This is a genomic window from Streptomyces spiralis, from assembly GCF_014654675.1.
GTDB lineage: Bacteria > Actinomycetota > Actinomycetes > Streptomycetales > Streptomycetaceae > Streptomyces > Streptomyces spiralis.
The window spans coordinates 167,548-185,143 of the sequence record NZ_BNBC01000008.1 but is presented as its reverse complement, the minus strand read 5'-3'; the positions used below and the strand labels follow the sequence as shown (position 1 = coordinate 185,143).

Annotated in this window: 13 protein-coding genes; 5 read left to right on the top strand and 8 right to left on the bottom strand. The window is 69.5% G+C overall.

Annotation, left to right across the window (positions count from 1 at the left end; all coding sequences use genetic code 11):
- Nucleotides 1–312: 312 nt before the first annotated feature.
- Genes IE318_RS11605 through IE318_RS11595 form a run of 3 tightly spaced genes read right to left on the bottom strand, consistent with a single transcriptional unit; the run spans nucleotide 313 to nucleotide 3,826 of the window.
- Nucleotides 313–2,610 (bottom strand): FtsX-like permease family protein, encoded by a 2,298-nt coding sequence (locus tag IE318_RS11605; protein WP_189899334.1) that lies wholly within the window; start codon nucleotides 2,608–2,610, stop codon nucleotides 313–315.
- On the bottom strand, nucleotides 2,607–3,305 hold the full coding sequence (locus IE318_RS11600; protein ID WP_189899332.1) for an ABC transporter ATP-binding protein: 699 nt from the start codon (nucleotides 3,303–3,305) through the stop codon (nucleotides 2,607–2,609). Before IE318_RS11600 ends, IE318_RS11605 begins: the two co-directional genes overlap by 4 nt.
- Complete coding sequence (locus IE318_RS11595; protein ID WP_030183273.1) at nucleotides 3,302–3,826, bottom strand: PadR family transcriptional regulator; 525 nt, start codon at nucleotides 3,824–3,826, stop codon at nucleotides 3,302–3,304. Before IE318_RS11595 ends, IE318_RS11600 begins: the two co-directional genes overlap by 4 nt.
- A gap of 392 nt (nucleotides 3,827–4,218) precedes the next feature.
- On the opposite strand from IE318_RS11595, the gene IE318_RS11590 reads away from it, so the two are divergent.
- Nucleotides 4,219–4,761, top strand: coding sequence for an SUKH-4 family immunity protein (locus IE318_RS11590; protein WP_189899330.1), 543 nt, complete (start codon nucleotides 4,219–4,221; stop codon nucleotides 4,759–4,761).
- A 184-nt stretch (nucleotides 4,762–4,945) separates the two neighbouring features.
- On the opposite strand, the gene IE318_RS11585 is transcribed toward IE318_RS11590, so the two are convergent.
- Nucleotides 4,946–6,778, bottom strand: a complete 1,833-nt coding sequence (locus tag IE318_RS11585; protein WP_189899328.1) for a cholesterol oxidase substrate-binding domain-containing protein — start codon at nucleotides 6,776–6,778, stop codon at nucleotides 4,946–4,948.
- 369 nt (nucleotides 6,779–7,147) lie between these two features.
- Nucleotides 7,148–7,714: a TetR-like C-terminal domain-containing protein gene (locus tag IE318_RS11580; protein WP_030183279.1), complete on the bottom strand. Its 567-nt coding sequence runs from the start codon at nucleotides 7,712–7,714 to the stop codon at nucleotides 7,148–7,150.
- A gap of 76 nt (nucleotides 7,715–7,790) precedes the next feature.
- Here IE318_RS11580 and IE318_RS11575 point away from each other — a divergent pair, with 76 nt between their 5' ends.
- A complete protein-coding gene (locus IE318_RS11575) occupies nucleotides 7,791–9,074 on the top strand; it encodes an MFS transporter (RefSeq protein WP_189899325.1) in 1,284 nt (427 codons plus the stop codon).
- A gap of 152 nt (nucleotides 9,075–9,226) precedes the next feature.
- Here IE318_RS11575 and IE318_RS11570 read toward each other — a convergent pair whose 3' ends face one another.
- Both IE318_RS11570 and IE318_RS11565 read right to left on the bottom strand, forming a co-directional pair.
- Nucleotides 9,227–9,709 carry a ketopantoate reductase family protein gene (locus tag IE318_RS11570; RefSeq protein ID WP_189899322.1) on the bottom strand — a complete coding sequence of 161 codons (483 nt, stop codon included), beginning with the start codon at nucleotides 9,707–9,709 and terminating at the stop codon, nucleotides 9,227–9,229.
- Nucleotides 9,710–10,149: 440 nt separating this feature from the next.
- Nucleotides 10,150–11,013 carry a helix-turn-helix transcriptional regulator gene (locus tag IE318_RS11565; RefSeq protein WP_189899319.1) on the bottom strand — a complete coding sequence of 288 codons (864 nt, stop codon included), beginning with the start codon at nucleotides 11,011–11,013 and terminating at the stop codon, nucleotides 10,150–10,152.
- Between the two features lie 101 nt (nucleotides 11,014–11,114).
- On the opposite strand from IE318_RS11565, the gene IE318_RS11560 reads away from it, so the two are divergent.
- A complete protein-coding gene (locus IE318_RS11560) occupies nucleotides 11,115–11,876 on the top strand; it encodes an SDR family oxidoreductase (protein ID WP_189899316.1) in 762 nt (253 codons plus the stop codon).
- A gap of 319 nt (nucleotides 11,877–12,195) precedes the next feature.
- On the opposite strand, the gene IE318_RS11555 is transcribed toward IE318_RS11560, so the two are convergent.
- Nucleotides 12,196–12,702 (bottom strand): DinB family protein, encoded by a 507-nt coding sequence (locus IE318_RS11555; RefSeq protein WP_189899314.1) that lies wholly within the window; start codon nucleotides 12,700–12,702, stop codon nucleotides 12,196–12,198.
- Nucleotides 12,703–13,348: 646 nt separating this feature from the next.
- On the opposite strand from IE318_RS11555, the gene IE318_RS11550 reads away from it, so the two are divergent.
- Both IE318_RS11550 and IE318_RS11545 read left to right on the top strand, forming a co-directional pair.
- Nucleotides 13,349–14,368: an alpha/beta fold hydrolase gene (locus IE318_RS11550; protein WP_189899312.1), complete on the top strand. Its 1,020-nt coding sequence runs from the start codon at nucleotides 13,349–13,351 to the stop codon at nucleotides 14,366–14,368.
- A gap of 1,028 nt (nucleotides 14,369–15,396) precedes the next feature.
- Entirely contained in the window at nucleotides 15,397–17,595 is a 2,199-nt protein-coding gene (locus IE318_RS11545) for an MMPL family transporter (RefSeq protein WP_189899310.1), read from the top strand.
- Nucleotide 17,596: the final 1 nt, after the last annotated feature.

Genomic DNA, 17,596 nt, shown 5'->3' with positions numbered 1-17,596 from the left:
CTCGGGCGGCTTGGCGAGCACACCGCCATCCGATCGCCAGCCTCCTCGCCGACCCGCAGCGCCCTGTACGAGCCGGCGTCTCTCACGGGCGGACCAGCGGCGGAGCCCGGTGCGGCGAGCGGTGGCGGCCGGGGTGATGACGAGGTCGTGGACACCGAGATGTCAGCGAGAACGCGATCTGCAAGTGCGTACCGGAGCTGATGGGCGGCGGCCGAGTCGCGCTGCTCGAGTACGAACTCGTGATCCAGCGGTCCTGAACCAGGATGGCCTGGACCGGCTGTGGTCAGCCGGTCCAGGCCATCCTCGTAGCGGCTACTCGTTGCGTGCCGTTTCGGGTCCCGTGATGCGTCTGAGCAGCGGCATCGTGGACGCGATCACCGCCAGCGAGGCGACAAGCCCGGCGAGCACGATCGCGTAGTACTGGATCCCCGGTGGCTGGATCGAGTACCTGAACTGTGCCTGTACGAACAGCTGGGCAGCCAGGAAGCCCATCCCGATCGCCACTACGGCGACCGACAGGAGCGGGACCGCGCTCTCCAGGAGGACTACCCGGCGCAGCACCCCGAGCTGGGTGCCGGTCAGCCGCAGCAGGCTAAAGGGGCGCTTGCGGTCGTTCAGGCCCGCAGCCACGCTCACCGCCAGGCTGCAGCCGGCGATGGGGAAGCTGACCAGGATGACCACATTGGCCAGTTGCTGGTATCCGGCGAGCTGTGCGCCACTTTGGGCATGGTCCTCGCGGACGGTCCAGGGGACGTCCTGGTCGGGATACGTGTTCGCGAGGATGGTGCGCGCACGTTCGATCGCCGACGTCGACCCGTTGGTGGCCACGACGATCTCCTGGACCGGGAGGCGGGCGAGGCGCTGGGCGGAGATGTCGGCGGCGGGCCATGCCGTGGGCCAGCGCATCCAGTGGTACGTTCCGAAGCTGCCGTAGTTCTGGGCGACCGACACCGTTTGGGCTCCGGCGGGGCATCCGCTGTTGGCCGGCATCCTTGCGAGCTCCGTGCATGAGGCCAGGCCTGCGACCGGAGGGGTTCCGACGCCCTTTGGGCCGTGAATGGTCGGGTCCGTGGTGCCGAGCGGATTCGTGTGGATCATCAGGACGCCTTTGACGCCCGGTACGGAGTTCAGGTCGCCGACGGCAGCCTTCGAGAGTGGCGGCACACTGCCGATCTGACGCCCGGTGGCGCGGTCGAAGCCGTGGGCGTAGTTGGCGTCCAAGGCGCCGGCGACCGCCCGGCTGGCCTGCGGGATGCTGCGCTCGGCGTTCAGCGAGCCGATGACCCCGACGGCGGCGCTGGTGACGCACAGGGCGAGGACCAGCCCGCTGACCGTGCGGAAGCCGGCCTTCGGGTCGTCCGCGAGCCGTCGGCCCGCGACGAGCAGCGCGGGGCGGCTGGTCTGCCGGGCCAGGAGGCGGGCTCCGGCCATGGTCAGCCAGGGGCCGGCGATGACGAGTCCGGTCAGGACCAGCAGGATTCCCGGGACGAAGACCCAGATCTGGCCGTTCGTGCTCCTGGGCACCCGGCCGATGGTGTACGTGAGTTCGGCGATACCGACGGCCAGCGGGATCACCCGGTAGACCCGCGGCGGGCGTGGCGTGACGCGCCGGGTGACCCCGAGCGGGGAGACCTGCACGCGGCGCAGGGCGATCCGGGCCGCGACGGCGGCCCCCACCGGGACGGCGACGGAGATGAGCAGGATGTCGCTGGTCCGGAGCGTGAGGTCGCCGGCGAAGTAGGGCGTCCGCGTGAGGTTGACCAAGGCCAACTGCGTACGGAACAGGTAGAAGAGGCCGAAGCCGACGGCTGTGCCGGCGATCGCTGCGAGCGTCGATTCGACGGTGGAGAGCATCGAGATCTGCCGCGGTGTGGCGCCCACCAGGCGCATCGCGGCGAAGCGCTGCTCGCGGCGGGCGGCTGCAAGCCGGGTGGCCGTGCCGATGAGGATGAGCACGGGGAAGATCAGGGCGGTGCCCGCGACGGAGAGGATGAGCTTGATGCCTCTGCTGTCGATGCCCGCCCTGACCGTGCAGTTCGTGCCGTTGCAGCTGCTGGGGGTCGTGGTGGTGATCGTGGTGACCTGAGTGGCGTCGTGCTGTTTGGCGAGCTGGTCGGGGCGGTGGCCGATGACGACGACCAGGGAGTCGGGGCCCGGGAGCGCCGCGTTGCCGACCGTGCCCACCTGGTGGCCGGGGTAGCGGTCGGCCAGTTCGGCGGCCGGGGTTGAGTGGAGGAGCTTGTCCAGAGCCGGTGAGGCGTAGAACTCGCCCGGTTTGGGAAGGCGTGAGAGTCCTGGCGGGATTGGGGAGTTCGGGCCGGTGGCGGCGACGTCGACACGGCCGATGGTTTTGCCGTCGAAGTGGTCCGCTCTCAGCAGCCACCACAGCGAGTCGGTGTCTGCCTTCGCTGCGGACTGGCTCGTCGCGCTTTTGCCGGAGCCGGTGTTGAGCCAGGCGTTTCGGCTGTTCTGGGTGGCGGTGGCGTTGATGGCCGCCAGGATGCTCAGCAGCAATCCAACGCCGAGGGCGACGGCGGCCACGATGACGGCGAGGCGGGAGCCGGCCTCCCTGCCGCCGCTCAGGGTGAGGCGCAGGCCGAGGCGGATCACGAGGTGAGCCGTTCGACGAAGAGCGGCGTGACCTTGCCGTCGCGGACGATGACTTCGCGGTTCGCGTAGGCAGCCACCCGCGGCTCGTGGGTGACCAGGACGACCGTGGTGCCCTCCTCCCGTGCGGAGGCGACCAGCAGGTCCATCACGTGCTCGCCGGTGAGCGAGTCGAGCGCCCCGGTCGGCTCGTCGGCGAACAGCACCTTGGGCCGGGAGACCAGGGCACGCGCCAGGGCGACACGCTGTGCCTGTCCGCCGGAGAGTTCGCCCGATCGGCGCGCCTCGAGGCCGTCCAGGCCGAGCCGCCCGAACCACGACCGGGCCTCGGCCAGCGCGCTCGCCCTGCGGGACTTGGCAAGCAGCAGCGGCAGAGCGACGTTCTCCTCAGCCGTCAACTCGGGGACGAGCTGACCGAACTGGAAAACAAAGCCGAAGTGATCCCGGCGCAGCGTGCTGCGTTCGGGCTCGCCCTGAGTGTCGATGCGATGGCCGTCGAACCAGATCTCGCCGGAGTCAGGGACGAGGATCCCGGCCAGGCAGTGCAGCAGAGTGGACTTGCCGGAGCCACTCGGGCCGGTGACCGCGAGGATCTCGCCGGCACGGGCAGAGAGGTTCGCGCCCTGCAGCGCGGGTGTCTGCCCGAACGACAGGACAGCATCCTGCGCTTGCACGAGAAAGCCATCGTCCGAACTCATGAGCGCACCTCCGCTGTCAGAGCGGCGAGCCGTGCCACGGTCTGGTCCATCCACCGCAGATCGGCCTCCAAGTGGAACACGCCGTGATCGGCCAGGATGGAGTCGATCGTGCTGCCGGTCCGGCGCAGCTCGGTCAGCTCCCTCATTCGCTCCATGTGGGCGGCACGCTGGATGTCGAGGTACACGCGGGGGTCGCGCTCCAACAGCACCGCCAGTACGACCTTGGTGAACAGCACTGTCTGCAGGTGTGGTTCACCCGCGACCGGCTCGGTCAGCCAGCTCTCGACCTGCGTGACCCCGAGCTCGGTGATCACATAGCGCTTGCGGTCCGGCCCCGAACCGGGCCCGGTCTCACCGACCTCGACCTTCCCGTCACGGGCAAGGCGCCCCAGGGTCGAGTAGACCTGCCCGGCGGGCAGCGGCTTGCCCCGGCCGAAATAGGTGTCGTAGTCGCGCTTGAGGTCGTAGCCGTGGCTCGACTCCCGTTCAAGGAGTCCAAGGAGTGCCAGAGGAACGGTCATACCCCAGTATCTACACTCAGTATCTAGTGGGCGTCAACGGACGGCTCGCCCCGATACCCGACGGGGTTTACGCGAAGAGAGGGACGGTCGGCCAGCGGACGTGATTCCCCTGTCAAGCACATGACCGCCACGGCGGGCCGACTCAATCGCCTTTGAGCACAGCTCTCACCGAACACTTACACCGACTGTTTCTTGCCGCTCGCCGTCGTGCGGGGCACCTTCCTCGCTGGCGTACGGCAAGACCACCACCCGCCTGGTCACCGAGGCCGGCGGAACCTGGAGCCGATACGCCCCCGGCGGTCACTGAGGAGTGTGTCGTCCCTGATGGGCTCCGTGTCTGTCAGCCCTGCTCGACAGGGTCCGCATCACAGCCGGCCGCGGAAGGATCAGGCATGACAACGTTTGACGAGCTCACTGCCTGGGCCGGCACCGGGGACGTAATCAGGGCAGACCCGGCAGTCGTGTCGGGCCGGCAGATCCCCGGGGAACAGAAGGCACTGCTTGTCGATGCCGGGATCCCTGTCGTTGATCAGTTGATCGAGTACGTATCGTTCCAGATGGAGGCGGCTCCAGCACTCCAGACGTCAACTGGTAGGTCGCTCTACCTCCTCACCCAGAATCACCATGGCGACCTCGTGCCGGGTCTGCAATGGTCGTTCGGGGTCGAACCCGGCACAGGGACGGTTTACTACGTCCTTCCTCAGGGCGAGGCATGGTTCGCCAACTCATCCATCGACCTGTGGCTGCGGACCCTGCACCACTACGGCCTGCACGTCAGCGAGTCCGAGGTCCTCCGCGATCCGGATGACCGCGAGGACGAAGCCCTGGCCGAACTCCGCATACTCGCTGACGAACTCAAGAAGATCGATCCACCTGCCTTCGACGGCTACCACGGGTTCATCTGGGCCGAGTTCCTCGACCGCTGGCTCTGGTAGTTGCCCGCGGCCGTCACGATCCCCAAGCGATCACTCACTGTGCCCAGCGCGTCGCGCTCCGTACGGCGCGAGGCCGTTCATGATCGCGGTTGTGGTGACCCTCGGTGGCACTGGCACGGAAAGTGATCCAGAACCACGATGCAGGCGACGCCGACACGCCGGAAGGCCGGCATTGCCCGCCCGCTCAGCGCAGCAGCGCGTCGAGGAACGGGCTGGACAACACGCGGTGGGGGTCGAGCCGGTCGAGAATCGCGACCGCCTCGTCCCAGCCCGGGCCGCCCCCGGCGCGCTGGCTGGCGGGAATGGCCCGGGTGAGGACGTCCGGGTCGGACCACGCGGCGGTGTCGCTGTAGGCCCAGCCCTTGGACCACTCCACGCGAACTGTCGCCCGGTCCCCGTCCAGGGCCAGGAGGAATTGCTCGATGTCGCGGTAGAAGCGGTGCAGGGCGGGTGTCGTCGGCAGGGAGAGGACGTCGATCCACACGGCGGTGTCGACGTCCGGCCGGTCGGGACGCGGCCGCAGGGCGGACAGCAGCGGGGGCCGCGCGCCGGGGACACCGCACACGAACGGGTCCTCCAGACCAGTCACCCGGATCTCCACCTGGCCGTTGACCGGGTACTCGCCGCGCGCCGCGTACTGGGTGAGCAGCGTGCGATAGAAGCCGGTGAACTGGCTGACCACCCACTGCAGATCGGCGCGGCGGGTGAGGACGGCGTAGCCGTTGGCGGTCTCGCGCAGCGTGGTGGGCCGCACGTACTGCAGCAGGTTGCGGGAGGCCCCCCACAGGTCAGAGCGCAGACCGCCTGCCAGCAGGTGGGTGAGCACGTCGCCGGTCAGCACGTCCCGCACTAGGGTCCCCGAGAGCAGGACGTCGGTGATGTCGCCGGTCAACGCGACCTTGGCCAGCAGGTACTGGACCTGCCCGAAGAGCGGCGCACTCGCCCACGCCCCGGAGACCAGGTCCCCGGCCAGCCGGGCTACCGGCTCGGGGAGGGAGTCGGAGAACGGGTAGTTGTACGGTTCGTCGACCGCGCGGGCGGTGAGCGGCCGCTTCGGGGCGACACTCCAGACCTTCAGCCAGGGGCAGTCGGTGAAGGCGAACCAGATCGCCTCGACCCGGCCGGTGCGGTCCACGAAGCCGGCCAGGGTCCGCGTGCCGGCCGGAGCACCGGGGGCGGCGAACAGCTCGGTGGCGGGGATGTCCAGAATGGACTGGCAGCGCAGATGGTGGTCGGTGCCCACCCGCACGACGGCCTCAGTGACGAGCGAGCGGCCGAGGTGAGTGAGGAGCGCAGCACAGTCGGGCTCGGCTCGGCCGACGGTCCGCAGGACGTAGCGGCCGGTGGCGTCGTCCCAGACGACCACGGTCAGCTCGGTGACCAGGTTGCTCAGCGAGCCGTAGCCGTGGCCGGACGACGGGCTCTCGCCGACGGCGGGGACGGCCGTGCCATGCGCGCCGATGGCAAGCGCGCCACCGACCGACAGATCGCCGGGTGCCGGCGCGGAGGCGACCCCGTATCCACCCTCGCCGGCGAACGCGAGCAGCGTCTCCAGCGAGGCGCCGGCCTGGACCCGGACCCGGGCCGACCCGTCGGCGGCCTGCTGCTCCAGCGACATCGCGGTGAGGTGTGCGGTCGTGTCCAGCAGGACGACCCGGGCCGCGGCGGGTGTGCCGTCGGCCACCGTGAGGGGGGCCCAGCCATGCCGCTGCCCTTGCGCGCGTACGGTCCAGCCGGCGCCGTAGGCCCAGTTGACGACGTCGAGCACCTCCTGAGGGCTGCGCGGCGCGCACGTCCACAGCTGGTCGGTACGAATCTCACCGGCCCAGTTCTCGTACGTGCGCTGATAGACGTCGATCCCGGCCGGGAAGCCCGGCGGCGGTGCCGAGGCCGCGTAGGCGCTGCCCGGCCGGACCAGCCCGCGCAGCAACCAGACCGCGCCGCCCGCGGCGGCCGACGACGCGAGCAGCCTGCGCCGCGACAGCCCGCCGCCCTGGTTCGAAGGACCGTCCGTCATCCCCGCACCCTTCTGACCGCGCTCCGAACCGGCCCTGCCGGGCCGGTCGAGCCCGCACGTTACCCAGCAAAGAAGGCCCCACGGTCATACGTTCGGCCTATTCACTTGAACGAGTGAATGACCTGCGAACCGGCCCCTCCCGGGGACTCCTGCCGTTCAAGAGGCCCGATCGGCCCGCCCGCTGCAGTCGAGGGGCAGCGACGACCCGGCCCCCACGGCCCGTAGCGCGCTCTGCCCGCGCCTGCTCCTGGCTGTCCGCCTGGGCGAGTTCGTCGGGGCCGCAACCCAACGATCGGATGATCGGAAAGACACTCCCTAGGGCGAGACGCATGTGTGTGCCACGCCGCGCCCTCGCGATCCGTGTGCGGCTCAGGGCGTCCGGAGCGTCGCCAGATAGGTGGACACCAGCGTGCGGGCCCAGTCGGCGGAGGCGGGCTCGGGGGTGAAAATGGCGCGGTAGTAGAGCGGGCCGAGGAGGAAGTCCGCCGCGGTCTCCACGTCGAGTGCCGTCCCCCCGCGGTCCTGTTCGCGCCGGATGATCGCGCCGAGCTGGCGGTGGCGGTCCTCGACGCAGGCGCAGCCGCCCGCCGGGCCGGAGCCGATGGTCGCCCGCATGAGGGCGAGCGTGTCCGGGTCGGCGACGTCGGTGGCCACGTCGGCGAGCCAGCGCTGGAGGTCGCCGGCGAGGGAGCCGGAGTCGGGGACGACCAGGTCGTCGGTGAAGCGGCTGGTGGCGACGTCGTTGAGTAGCTGGGCGGTGGACCCCCAGCGCCGGTACAGGGTGGTGGGGTGCACGCCGGCGCGCGCGGCCACGGCGGGCAGGGTCAAAGTCTCCGCTTCCTCCTCGGCGAGGAGTTCCGCGACGGCGTGGTGGACGGCCGCCCGCACCTTCGCGGAGCGGCCGCCGGGACGTACTTGGGTCGACGAGTCAGCCATGGGGAAATTATCGCACTGATCGTTGCGTTAGTGGTAGCGTTCTAAACGCATCGATCACTGCTTTTGGAGTCGCGTCGTGTCCGGTCCCGCCCCGTGCCAGCTCCAGCCCTCCCTGGCGCCCACCGACTGGGTAGCGCCACCGGAGGAGAGGCGACGACGGCTGAGCCGTCCCGTCGCCTTCGCCTCCCTGGCGGTCGTCTTCGTGCTGTTCATGGCCGCCTCGAGCGCACCCTCCCCGCTCTATGTCGTCTACCAGCAGGAATGGCACTTCTCCGCCACCACCCTCACCACGGTCTTCGCTGTCTACGTGCTCGGCATGATCGGGGCGCTGCTCGTCCTCGGCGCCCTCTCCGACCACCTCGGCCGCCGTCCGGTCCTGCTCTCCGCGATCGCCCTCGAAGCGGCCTCGATGGTCCTGTTCCTCACCGCGGGCAACGTCGGCCTGCTGCTGACGGCACGCTTCATCCAGGGCATCGCCACCGGGGCCGCCATGACCACGCTCGGCGCCGCCCTGTCCGACCTCAACCCCGCGCACGCCCCGCACCGGGCGGGCCTCGTCACGGGCACCGCGCCCACCTTCGGACTCGGACTGGGCTCGCTCGGATGCGGGCTCCTCATCGAGTACGGGCCGCACCCCACCCGCCTCGTCTACGTGCTGCTGCTCCTCGCCCTCGTGGTGGCCGGCGCCCTCCTGTCGGCCCTGCCCGAGACCTCGCTGCGCCGCCCCGGCGCCGCCCGCTCGCTCCAGCCCCGCCTGCGGATCGCCCCCCACCTGCGGGCCGACCTGCTGAGCCTGGTCCCGATCCTCATCGCGAGCTGGGCACTCGGCGGCCTCTACCTCTCGCTCGGCCCGTCCGTCGCCGTCGTCCTGTTCGGCCTCTCCAGCCACGTCGTCGGCGGACTCGTGGTCACCCTGCTCACCGGCCCGGCCTTCCTCACCGCCCTCGCCCTGCGCGGCTGGCCCGTCGGACGGACCCTCGCCGTCAGCGCGACCCTGCTCCTCGTCGGCACGGCCGTCGCCCTGACCGGTGTGGAGGAGCACTCCCTGACCGCGGCCGCGCTCGGAACCGCGATCGCGGGCGTCGGCTTCGGCGGCTCCGCCCTCGCCAGCTTCGGCACACTGGCCCGGATAGCCCGCCCCGCCGAACGCAGCGAGCTGCTCTCCGTCGCCTTCGTCATCTCCTACCTGGCCTTCAGCATCCCGGCCGTGATCGCCGGCATCGCCGCCACGCACGCCGGTCTGCACGACACGTTCGTCACCTACGCGGCGACGGTCGCCGCTCTCTGCGCCCTCGCCCTGCTCGCCCAGCGCCTGCGCGCGACCCGCACCCCCGCCACCGGAGGCGTTCCCCAGGCGTGAGGAACCACCCGGGAACCGGTCGCCGCGGCCCGCACGAGGCCGCGGCGACCGCGGTGCGTCGGACGTTCGGTTGCCGTCCGCCCGGTCTCAGCCCGGCCGGGAGGCGTTCGCCACGCGCTGGTTGTGCACCCGGAGGCGGACCACGGCGGCGTTCAGCAGCGGAGCGGACAGGCCGAGGCGCTTCGCCGCACGGGCGAGGGAGGCCAGGACGACGTGAGGATGCGGTCGGAGACCTGGACGTCGAAGCCGGCGACGTCCAGCGCGGCGGCCGTGTCGCGCAGACGGGTCGTGTGCCCTCCGTCGAGTTCACTGATCTCGAGGCTCGCACCCGGTGCCGACACGGTGATCGCGCCGTCCGGGGTGAGCTGCGCCGCGACCTTCACGACGGCTCCGAGGACGGCTGGGGGGAACTGGGTGTCGATCACGTCGAGGTGGTCGATGCCGTTGAGGAAGGGGACGATCGCAGTGCGCGGGCCGACCGCCGGCTTGAGGTCCTGGAGGGCGGCCTCGAGGGAACCGGCTTTCACGGTCAGCAGGATCAGGTCGTAGGGACCGTCGAGTTCCGTGGCGGTGATCAGCTTCGGCTCCAGGCGTTCGGATTCCTCCGGTGTGGTGATGCGCCGGCCGCCCACCATCGCCCCCTCCCCCTGACCACCACACAACCGGAACCGGTCAGGTGCGTGGCTGCCCAAGGCACCGCGGTCGGTCACGCTGCGCAACGCACGGCGGCGTGGCCCCAACGATGAGACCCGCACCCCAGGGAAGGTGCGGGTCTCGTCTCCTACCCGGCCGCCGAAGCCGCCTCGCCGGGGGTGGTTCAGCGGTCAGGGGGCCTTCCCCCGTTACAGCAGCGTCAGGCCTTTGGCCATGGGTGCCTCATTACAGGGCGTGAAGGGGTGCCTGCTCGGGATTGCCCGCAAGCCTTACAACGCCGTCGAGGTCCGGTTCGGCGTCGTCGTCCACGACGACGTGCCGAGCACCCGACCAGACGCAGTCCTGGGTCCCCAGCCGCTGCCAGGATGTCGGCCAGTCGGTCAGTTCGGCCCGGTCGCGTGGCAGACCTCGTTGAGTCAGTTCATCGAACTGGTTCGGTTTGCATCGCCTGTGTGCCCACGACGGTCAGCAGCGCGAGCTTCTCGGCGGTGTCGGTCCCGGCGCGTGGGGTGAACCAGAGCAACCGCTGGCGGCCGTCCTCGCTGAAGAGGCTGAGGCAGTTGAGGTCGAGCATGCCAACAGTGGGGTGGACGATCCGCTTGCGCTCGTCTCTGCGCACCTCCACGTCCTGGTCGGCCCAGAGCGCCTGGAACTCCGGCGACTGCTGCAGCAGCTCGTCCACCAGCTTGGTCGCCTCGGCGTCGCCTGGGCTGCGTCGCCCGACTGCCGCGCGCAGGTCGGCAACGAACGAGCGTGACTGCGGGGCGAGGTCCTCCGGCGGGTAGATCTGCCGCGAGGCCGGGTCGGTGAACCATCGGTAGATGAAGCTCGCCGCGCGGCCGTGGTGCGCGGACAGGTCGCCGAGCATCGCGATGGCGAGCGGGTTCTGGACCAGAACGGTGTGCAGGTCGGTGCTCACCATCGCCGGGGTCCCGTCGATTCGCGTCAGCAGGTCGAGCATCGCGGGGTGGACGTGTGACGCCGTCCCGCCCTGGTGCGGGATCGGGCGGTTCGCCAGCCGATACAGATGGTCGCGTTCGTCGCGACTGAGGCGCAGGGCGCGGGCGAGCGCGGCGAGCATCTGGTCGGAGGGCTGCGAGCCGGCACCGCGCTCGAGCTCGGTGTAGTACTCCACCGAGGCGCCGGCCAGAACGGCGACCTCGTCGCGACGCAGACCGGGGACGCGGCGCCGCGGGCCGGGCGCGAGCCCGACCTCCTCAGGGCGGATCCGCTCGCGTCGCGAACGCAGGAAGCCACCGAGTTCGGAGTACCTCGTGTTCGACATAGGCACAGCCTCCCTGGGCGGCGCCGTTGGCGCCAGGGGATGTCGTCCCCACCTTCGGAAGCAACTGTCGCGGGCCCGCGCCGCGCCACAGAGTGGACGCCATGAACACCTCACTCACTGACACACTCACCGACTCCGGCGCATCGCCGGCCGCTGGAAAGACGGTCCTGATCACCGGTGGCACGAGCGGGATCGGCGCCGCGACCGCTCGGCTCCTGCTCGTGCGTGGCCACCGGGTCGCCGTCACCGGGCGCGACCCTGGTCGGCTCAAGGCCTTCCTCGACGAAGTCGGCCACGCGGACCGCGTCCTGGGCCTGGTAGCAGATGCCTCCGACTGGGACTCCACGAACACGGCGGTCACCAGCACGGTGGAGCGCTTCGGGTCGCTCGACGCGGCAATCGCGAACGCAGGCGGCGCGTCCGCCGATCACTTCCGGACGGGCGGTGCCGGCGTCATCGACGGCGGCGATCCGGAGCTGTGGGCACCGATGGTACTGGCCAACGTGCTCGGCCCGGCTCTGCTGGCCAAGGCGACCCTGCCCCACCTCGAGCAGTCCCGCGGCCGGCTGGTCCTCATCGGCAGCGTGGCCGGAATCAAGAACAGCCCGGGCAACCTCTACTCCGCCACGAAGTGGGCAGTGGTCGGCTTCGCCGAGAACCTCCGCCTGCACGCCACGACCCGCGGCATCGGAGTCACGGTCGTGAACCCAGGCATGATCGACACCGCGTTCTGGCACGGCCAGGCTCCCCCCATCGCGATGAGCCCGGATTCGGTGGCCGAGGCGATCGGCTTCGCGCTCGACCAGCCGGCAGGCGTCGACCTCAACACGGTGACGATCCGTCCGATCGGCCAGCCCGTCTGACTCCAGGCGGGCAGCGTGCTCACTGGTGCACCATCCTCGTGTCAGTGATCTTCGATGGATCGCTGATGCACCCGAGGCGCTGCCGGGTCATCGCCCGGCTCGCTTGACGCGTTGGACGTCCAGCATGAGTTCTGCGGGGCCCGGCAGAGGGGGGCGCGTCGGTGGCCGGGTAAAGGTCGAGGACTCCCAATGATGAAGGTCCTGCGACGACGCCAGATCAAGCGCACAAAGCGGTTACACCTTCCACGGCACCGTCACCTCGAGCACCGTCACCGTCGCCTCGATCCGACTCCGGCTCCGCCCATGATCTCCGCCGGATCTAGTCGCCGGTCGTGCCGTCGAGCATCTCGCGCAGGATGTCCAGGTGACCGTTGTGGCGGGCCGTCTCCTCGGTGAGGTGGAGGAGGATCCAGCGCAGATCGACGTGGAGGCCGTTGCGGACAGCTCGCTGGGCCTGCTTGTCCAGACCGTTCCCGGCGACCAGTTCGCGGTAGCGGGCGCTCTGTTCGGCGTATTCGTCGAGCAACTGCGTGAGCGGGAAGTCGACGGCGATACGCATCTCGCGGTCGGGGTCCTCCTCGGTCCAGGGGCCCCCGTCTTCCTCGCCGAGGAAGACCACTTGGAACCAGTAGTACTCGACCCAGCGGAGGTGGTTGATCAGTCCGCTCATGGTCATCAGCGGTGAGCCCGGCAGGAGCGCCTTGCGCGCGTTCTCCGCGGAGACGCCATCGCACTTGGCGCGGGCGGTGTCACGTGCGTAGTCGAGGAACGTGGTGAGCTGGGTGCGCTCGTCCCACGCGGGCGGGGTGTCGTCGATTCTGGTCATCGCGCGAAGCGTCCCCCATCACCGCGACCGATGTCGAGCCATTTGTCGACGGACCCGACCTGCTCCGCCCAGCTCCTTGTCCGGCGGGTCGGGTCGCTACAGCGATTCAGCGCCAGCAGGCCGCACGTCATGATCCGCCGGACTCCCGCAGACAGGCACCCGCGACTGGATCGGCGTCGAGGTATGAGGAACCGGAGGAGATATCGGATTCACTCGGACGGCTCACATTGCCAGCTGCCGGGATGAGGCGCGCATCAGGACGGGGCGGCTGCAGGTCGACGGTTGTGGATGACCTGGCCGATCGCTTGCGTGGATCCCCGGGGTGCCTGGTTCCCACGCCCCGCGATGCCCGTTTCAGCTTCCGAGACCCGATCGGCGGGCTGTTGATGGAGCTGGAGACCCGCAAGTGTTGGATCAGACGCGGAGGCCGTGGGAAATGCGGGCCCGGATCGGCTGCACTGTCTGCCGGAAACAACTCGAATGGTCTAGTACTACTTGGTCGGGTTGATTTTTGTCTTGGATGTTCTGATCAGCTTGCTGTCCGGGTGAACTTGGGGGGAAATAGAGATGGTCTGCCGGAGGAGTTCGCCATTGTGCGCCGTGCCAGATTCGACGCATGAAGAGAAACTGACTTCAGGAGGGACTCGTGGGTACCCGAATAGGAAAGGCCAATAGGATCACCGCGCTCATCGCGGCGCTGGTAACCGTCCTAATGGTCTCCGTCACGGCAAGCACCACAGCATGGAGCCAGAGCCGGGAGGATGGCCCCGGTGCCGGGCAGTCGACTTTCCCGCAAGCGGAACCGCCTCCCGGTTTCCGGTCCAAGTACGCGGAAGTCAACGGCTTCCGCATGCATTACATGCAAGGCGGAAAAGGTTCGCCGTTGGTGCTGATCCACGGGTTCCCTCAGACGTGGGCCGAGTGGCGGAATCAGATGGGCCCACTCGCCAAGAACCACACCGTGATTGCCGTCGACCTCCGCGGCATGGGCAACTCCGAGGTCACCAAGAGCGGTTACCAGACAGCGCAGATGGCCGGGGACGTGCATGAGCTGCTTAAGCAGCTGAAGCTGAACAAGGGAGTCCAGCTCGTCGGCCACGACATCGGTTTGTGGGTCAGCTACGCCTACGCGGCCCAGTGGCCGTCGGAGGTGCGCCGCATGGCCGTGATGGAAGCTCCCATTCCGGACGAGAGCATCTACACCTACCCGGCTCTGGAGGCCGATCCGAACAAGCCGTCGGCATGGCACTTCGGCATGTTCCAACTGCCTCTCGCCGAGCAGCTCATCACCGGCCACGAGCGCGCCTTCGTGGAGGGATTCGTCGGCGAGTACTTGGGGAGCAACAAGTCTGCGTTCACGCCGTCCGACTACGACTTCTACGCCCACTACCTGAAGCAGCCGGGGCGCACGACGGCCTGGATGAGCGTGTACCGACAGCTCCGCGAAGACATCCGGCAGAACGCGAAGTTCGCGGCCGAAGGCAAACTGAAGATGCCAATCCTGGCGATCGGCGGCTCGGAATCGTTCGGTGACAGTATCGCCGACCAATGGCGTAAGTACGCCGTGAACGTCGAAGGCCGGGTCCTGAACGATTCGGGTCACTGGGTGACCGAGGAGAAGCCGCAGGAAGTGACGGCCATGCTGCAGTCCTTCCTGCAGAAGTAGGCTTCTTCCAGCCCCCAACCCTGGTGCGGTGCCCGTCCTCGCGCCTCATGTCGTCGGGCACGGGCTCGGTCAGTTCGTCCCACCACACTGTGTCGGGCTCGAGCGGGTAGCCGTATGCCATTCCGATCGGCTCGCCCTCCGAGGTACGGGCCAAGACAGCGCGAAAGGTGCGGTTGCGAGCCTGTACGGAGAAGCGGCGGAAAGCTGCGGCGACGTCGTCTGCGGTCTCGTTGTACGAAGGCTCCGCGAACGCCTCGGCGTAAATCCGTTTGAACGCGTCCTCGGCCTGCACTGCGGCCGACCCATCCATGCGCGCTATCTCGATGATTCCTTGCTTCGTCATGTAGTTCCGCCTCGAACGGTCACGCAAATACGTTCGCCGCGCACTCGCGGCCGTGAAGCTCCCGGAGCTCACCCACCAAGGGCAGTGAGACGGAGCTGGGCCAGTATGGGCAGACGGTTGAGGAAGGTACAGACGTCGGTCACTCGGCTGATCGTGGGCAAGACGCAGCCGGCGCCCGGACGGCCTCGCTCAGCTCCACACACCAGGCGTCGTCCGGCAAGGCGTAGTGGCACTGGACGGCGTAGTGACGGCCTCCATGAAAGCGCAGCTCTGGCATGTCCGCAGGCTGCCACAGCTGCCACGTCGGAGTCTCGCGCGTATCCGCTATTGGCCCTGCACCGAAGTCGCACCCCGCCCGCCGACCCCGGTTCAGGAGACCGCCATCACGCCGCTCCGGCGCCCGGTCCACCGCGCCGCACCACCAGTCCGCGCCACACGGCTCCTCGGTGCTCTCCTGGCCACAGCCCGGACCGGGTGCAGGTGCGGGCGAGTGGCCGGAGCTGCGGGGACGGCGGCCGTCGAAGACCGTGTCGGACCGGACCGCGGTGCGACTGCGGGTCGAGCTCAGCGCGGCCTTGCCCGGCCCACGGGAAGCTCTCGCGCTCCGTGTCCACCGAACGGTGGACACGGAGTTCAACCCGTTGCCTCTGTCTGCCAACCGCCCTGCCCAGCAAGGCTGTCGGGCATGAAACCACTCACTGTACGCATGGCGCGTTGGAGCGCCCGGCACCCCTGGCGGGCCATCGTCGGCTGGCTCGTGTTCGTGGTGCTGTGCCTGGGGATCGGCAGTGCCGTCGGTACCCACAGCGCGACGACAGCCGACTACCGGGTCGGCGAGGCCGGGCGGGCGGAGACGATGGCCGCCGAGGGGCACCTGGAGCGCAGGTCCACCGAGCAGGTGCTGATCTCCTCCCGGTCGGGCCCGCTCGACCACAGCGCGGCCGAGGCCGCCGCGAGAGACCTCACGGCCCGGATGCGGGGGCTGCCCGAGGTGGCGGGCGTGGCCGACCCGCTGCTGTCCGGGGACCGCCGGATCCTCATGGTCGAGGTGGCCCTGAGGGGCGAGGAGCGGGACGCCAAGGACAAGGTCGGCGCGCTGGTCGAGCAGACCCGGGCCGTCGGGACGGCGTATCCGGAGCTGCTGCTGGAGGAGACCGGCAGTCCCTCCATCAGCAAGGGCGTCGACCAGCAGCGCGGCGACGACCTGGCGCTCTCGGAGGAGATCACGCTTCCCATCACCCTGATCACCCTGTTGGTCGTGTTCGGGTCCGTGACCATGGCGGGAGTGCCCCTGCTGCTCGCGCTGTCGTCGATCGCGGCGGCCGTCGGACTGTCGATGGTGGCGTCCCACCTCTCCCCTGACGCCGGGGTCGGTACGAACGTCATCCTCATGATCGGCCTCGCGGTCGGCGTCGACTACACGCTCTTCTACCTCAAGCGGGAGCGGGAGGAGCGGGCCCGCTCGGGCGGCCGGCTGAGTCCCGAGGCGCTGGTGGAGCTCGCCGCGGCGACCTCGGGCCGGGCGGTCGTGGTGTCCGGACTCGCGGTTGTGGCCTCCACCGCCACGCTGTACCTGGCCGCCGATGTCATCTTCTCCTCGCTTGCCACCGGCACGATCGTGGTCGTCCTGGTCGCGGTGGCAAGTTCCCTGACGGCGCTGCCCGCGCTTCTGGTCAAGCTCGGCCAGAGGCAGGAGCGCAGGGTGCGGCGCCGCGCCGAGCGCGGGAAGCCGGCGCGGCGGGTGCGGAACGACGGTGGTGGCCGCGTGTGGGCCGCTCTGCTGCGACCCGCGAGTCGGCATCCTCTGACCACTCTGTGCGTCTCCGTGCTCGCCCTGCTCGCGCTCGTCACCCCTCTGGCCGGGCTGAAGATCACGGAGATGAGCCGGGACACGCACTCCCGCGACATCCCCGCCATGCGCGTGTACGACCGGCTCAACGCGGCGTTCCCGGACCACAGGGTCACGCACCAGGTCGTCGTACGGGCCGACGCCGCGCGCGCCGGTGAGGTCACCAGCGCCCTCCACGAGCTGGCCCGGCGTGCCGGCGACGACCCGCTGTTCGCCGGCGCCTCGCGCATCCGGACCTCCGCCGACCGGCGGATCAGCACGCTCGAACTGAAGGTGCCGTACCTGGGCAACTCCGACCAGGCGTACGACTCCCTCGACCACCTGCGGAAGGACTACCTGCCCGCGACCGTGGGCCGGGTCCCCGGGACGGAGTTCGGAGTGAGCGGGGACGTCGCCCGGTACGCCGACTATCCCGCCCACCAGAACAGCAAACTCCCCTGGGTGCTGGGGGCGTTGCTGCTGGTCACCTTCGCGATGACCACGTACGCGTTCCGCTCGGTGGTGCTGGGGCTGATCGGTGTCGGGTTGAACCTGCTGTCCGCGGCGGCGGCGCTCGGGCTGCTCGTCCTGGTCTTCCAAGGGTCCTGGGCGGAGGGGTTGTTGGACTTCCACTCCACGGGGTCGATCGGATCGCGCGTGCCGCTGTTCCTCTTCGTGATCCTCTTCGGGCTCTCCATGGACTACCAGGTGTTCGTGGTGAGCCGGATCCGTGAGGCCGTGCTCGCGGGGGTGCCGACGCGGCAGGCCGTACTCGACGGAATCCGACGGTCGGCGAGCGTGGTGACGAGCGCGGCGGTGGTGATGACCACCGTCTTCGTGAGCTTCGTCTTCCTGCACATCATCGAGATGAAGCAGATCGGCTTCGTCCTCGCCGCGGCCGTGCTGCTCGACGCGTTCATCGTCCGCATCATGATCCTGCCGTCGGCGATGCTGCTGCTCGGGGATGCGAGCTGGTGGCCCGGGCGAGCAGCGGTGCGCGCGGCAGCGGCCTCGGCCGAAACGTCCGACGGGCGGCCGATGATCGACGTACGTTGAT

Coding starts and splice junctions, on each gene's coding strand:
- IE318_RS11555 (WP_189899314.1), bottom strand. CDS start 12,702: ATGACCAGAATCGACGACACCCCGCCCGCGTGGGACGAGCGCACCCAG.
- IE318_RS11560 (WP_189899316.1), top strand. CDS start 11,115: ATGAACACCTCACTCACTGACACACTCACCGACTCCGGCGCATCGCCG.
- IE318_RS11570 (WP_189899322.1), bottom strand. CDS start 9,709: ATGGTGGGCGGCCGGCGCATCACCACACCGGAGGAATCCGAACGCCTG.
- IE318_RS11565 (WP_189899319.1), bottom strand. CDS start 11,013: ATGTCGAACACGAGGTACTCCGAACTCGGTGGCTTCCTGCGTTCGCGA.
- IE318_RS11585 (WP_189899328.1), bottom strand. CDS start 6,778: ATGACGGACGGTCCTTCGAACCAGGGCGGCGGGCTGTCGCGGCGCAGG.
- IE318_RS11600 (WP_189899332.1), bottom strand. CDS start 3,305: ATGAGTTCGGACGATGGCTTTCTCGTGCAAGCGCAGGATGCTGTCCTG.
- IE318_RS11590 (WP_189899330.1), top strand. CDS start 4,219: ATGACAACGTTTGACGAGCTCACTGCCTGGGCCGGCACCGGGGACGTA.
- IE318_RS11580 (WP_030183279.1), bottom strand. CDS start 7,714: ATGGCTGACTCGTCGACCCAAGTACGTCCCGGCGGCCGCTCCGCGAAG.
- IE318_RS11545 (WP_189899310.1), top strand. CDS start 15,397: ATGAAACCACTCACTGTACGCATGGCGCGTTGGAGCGCCCGGCACCCC.
- IE318_RS11595 (WP_030183273.1), bottom strand. CDS start 3,826: ATGACCGTTCCTCTGGCACTCCTTGGACTCCTTGAACGGGAGTCGAGC.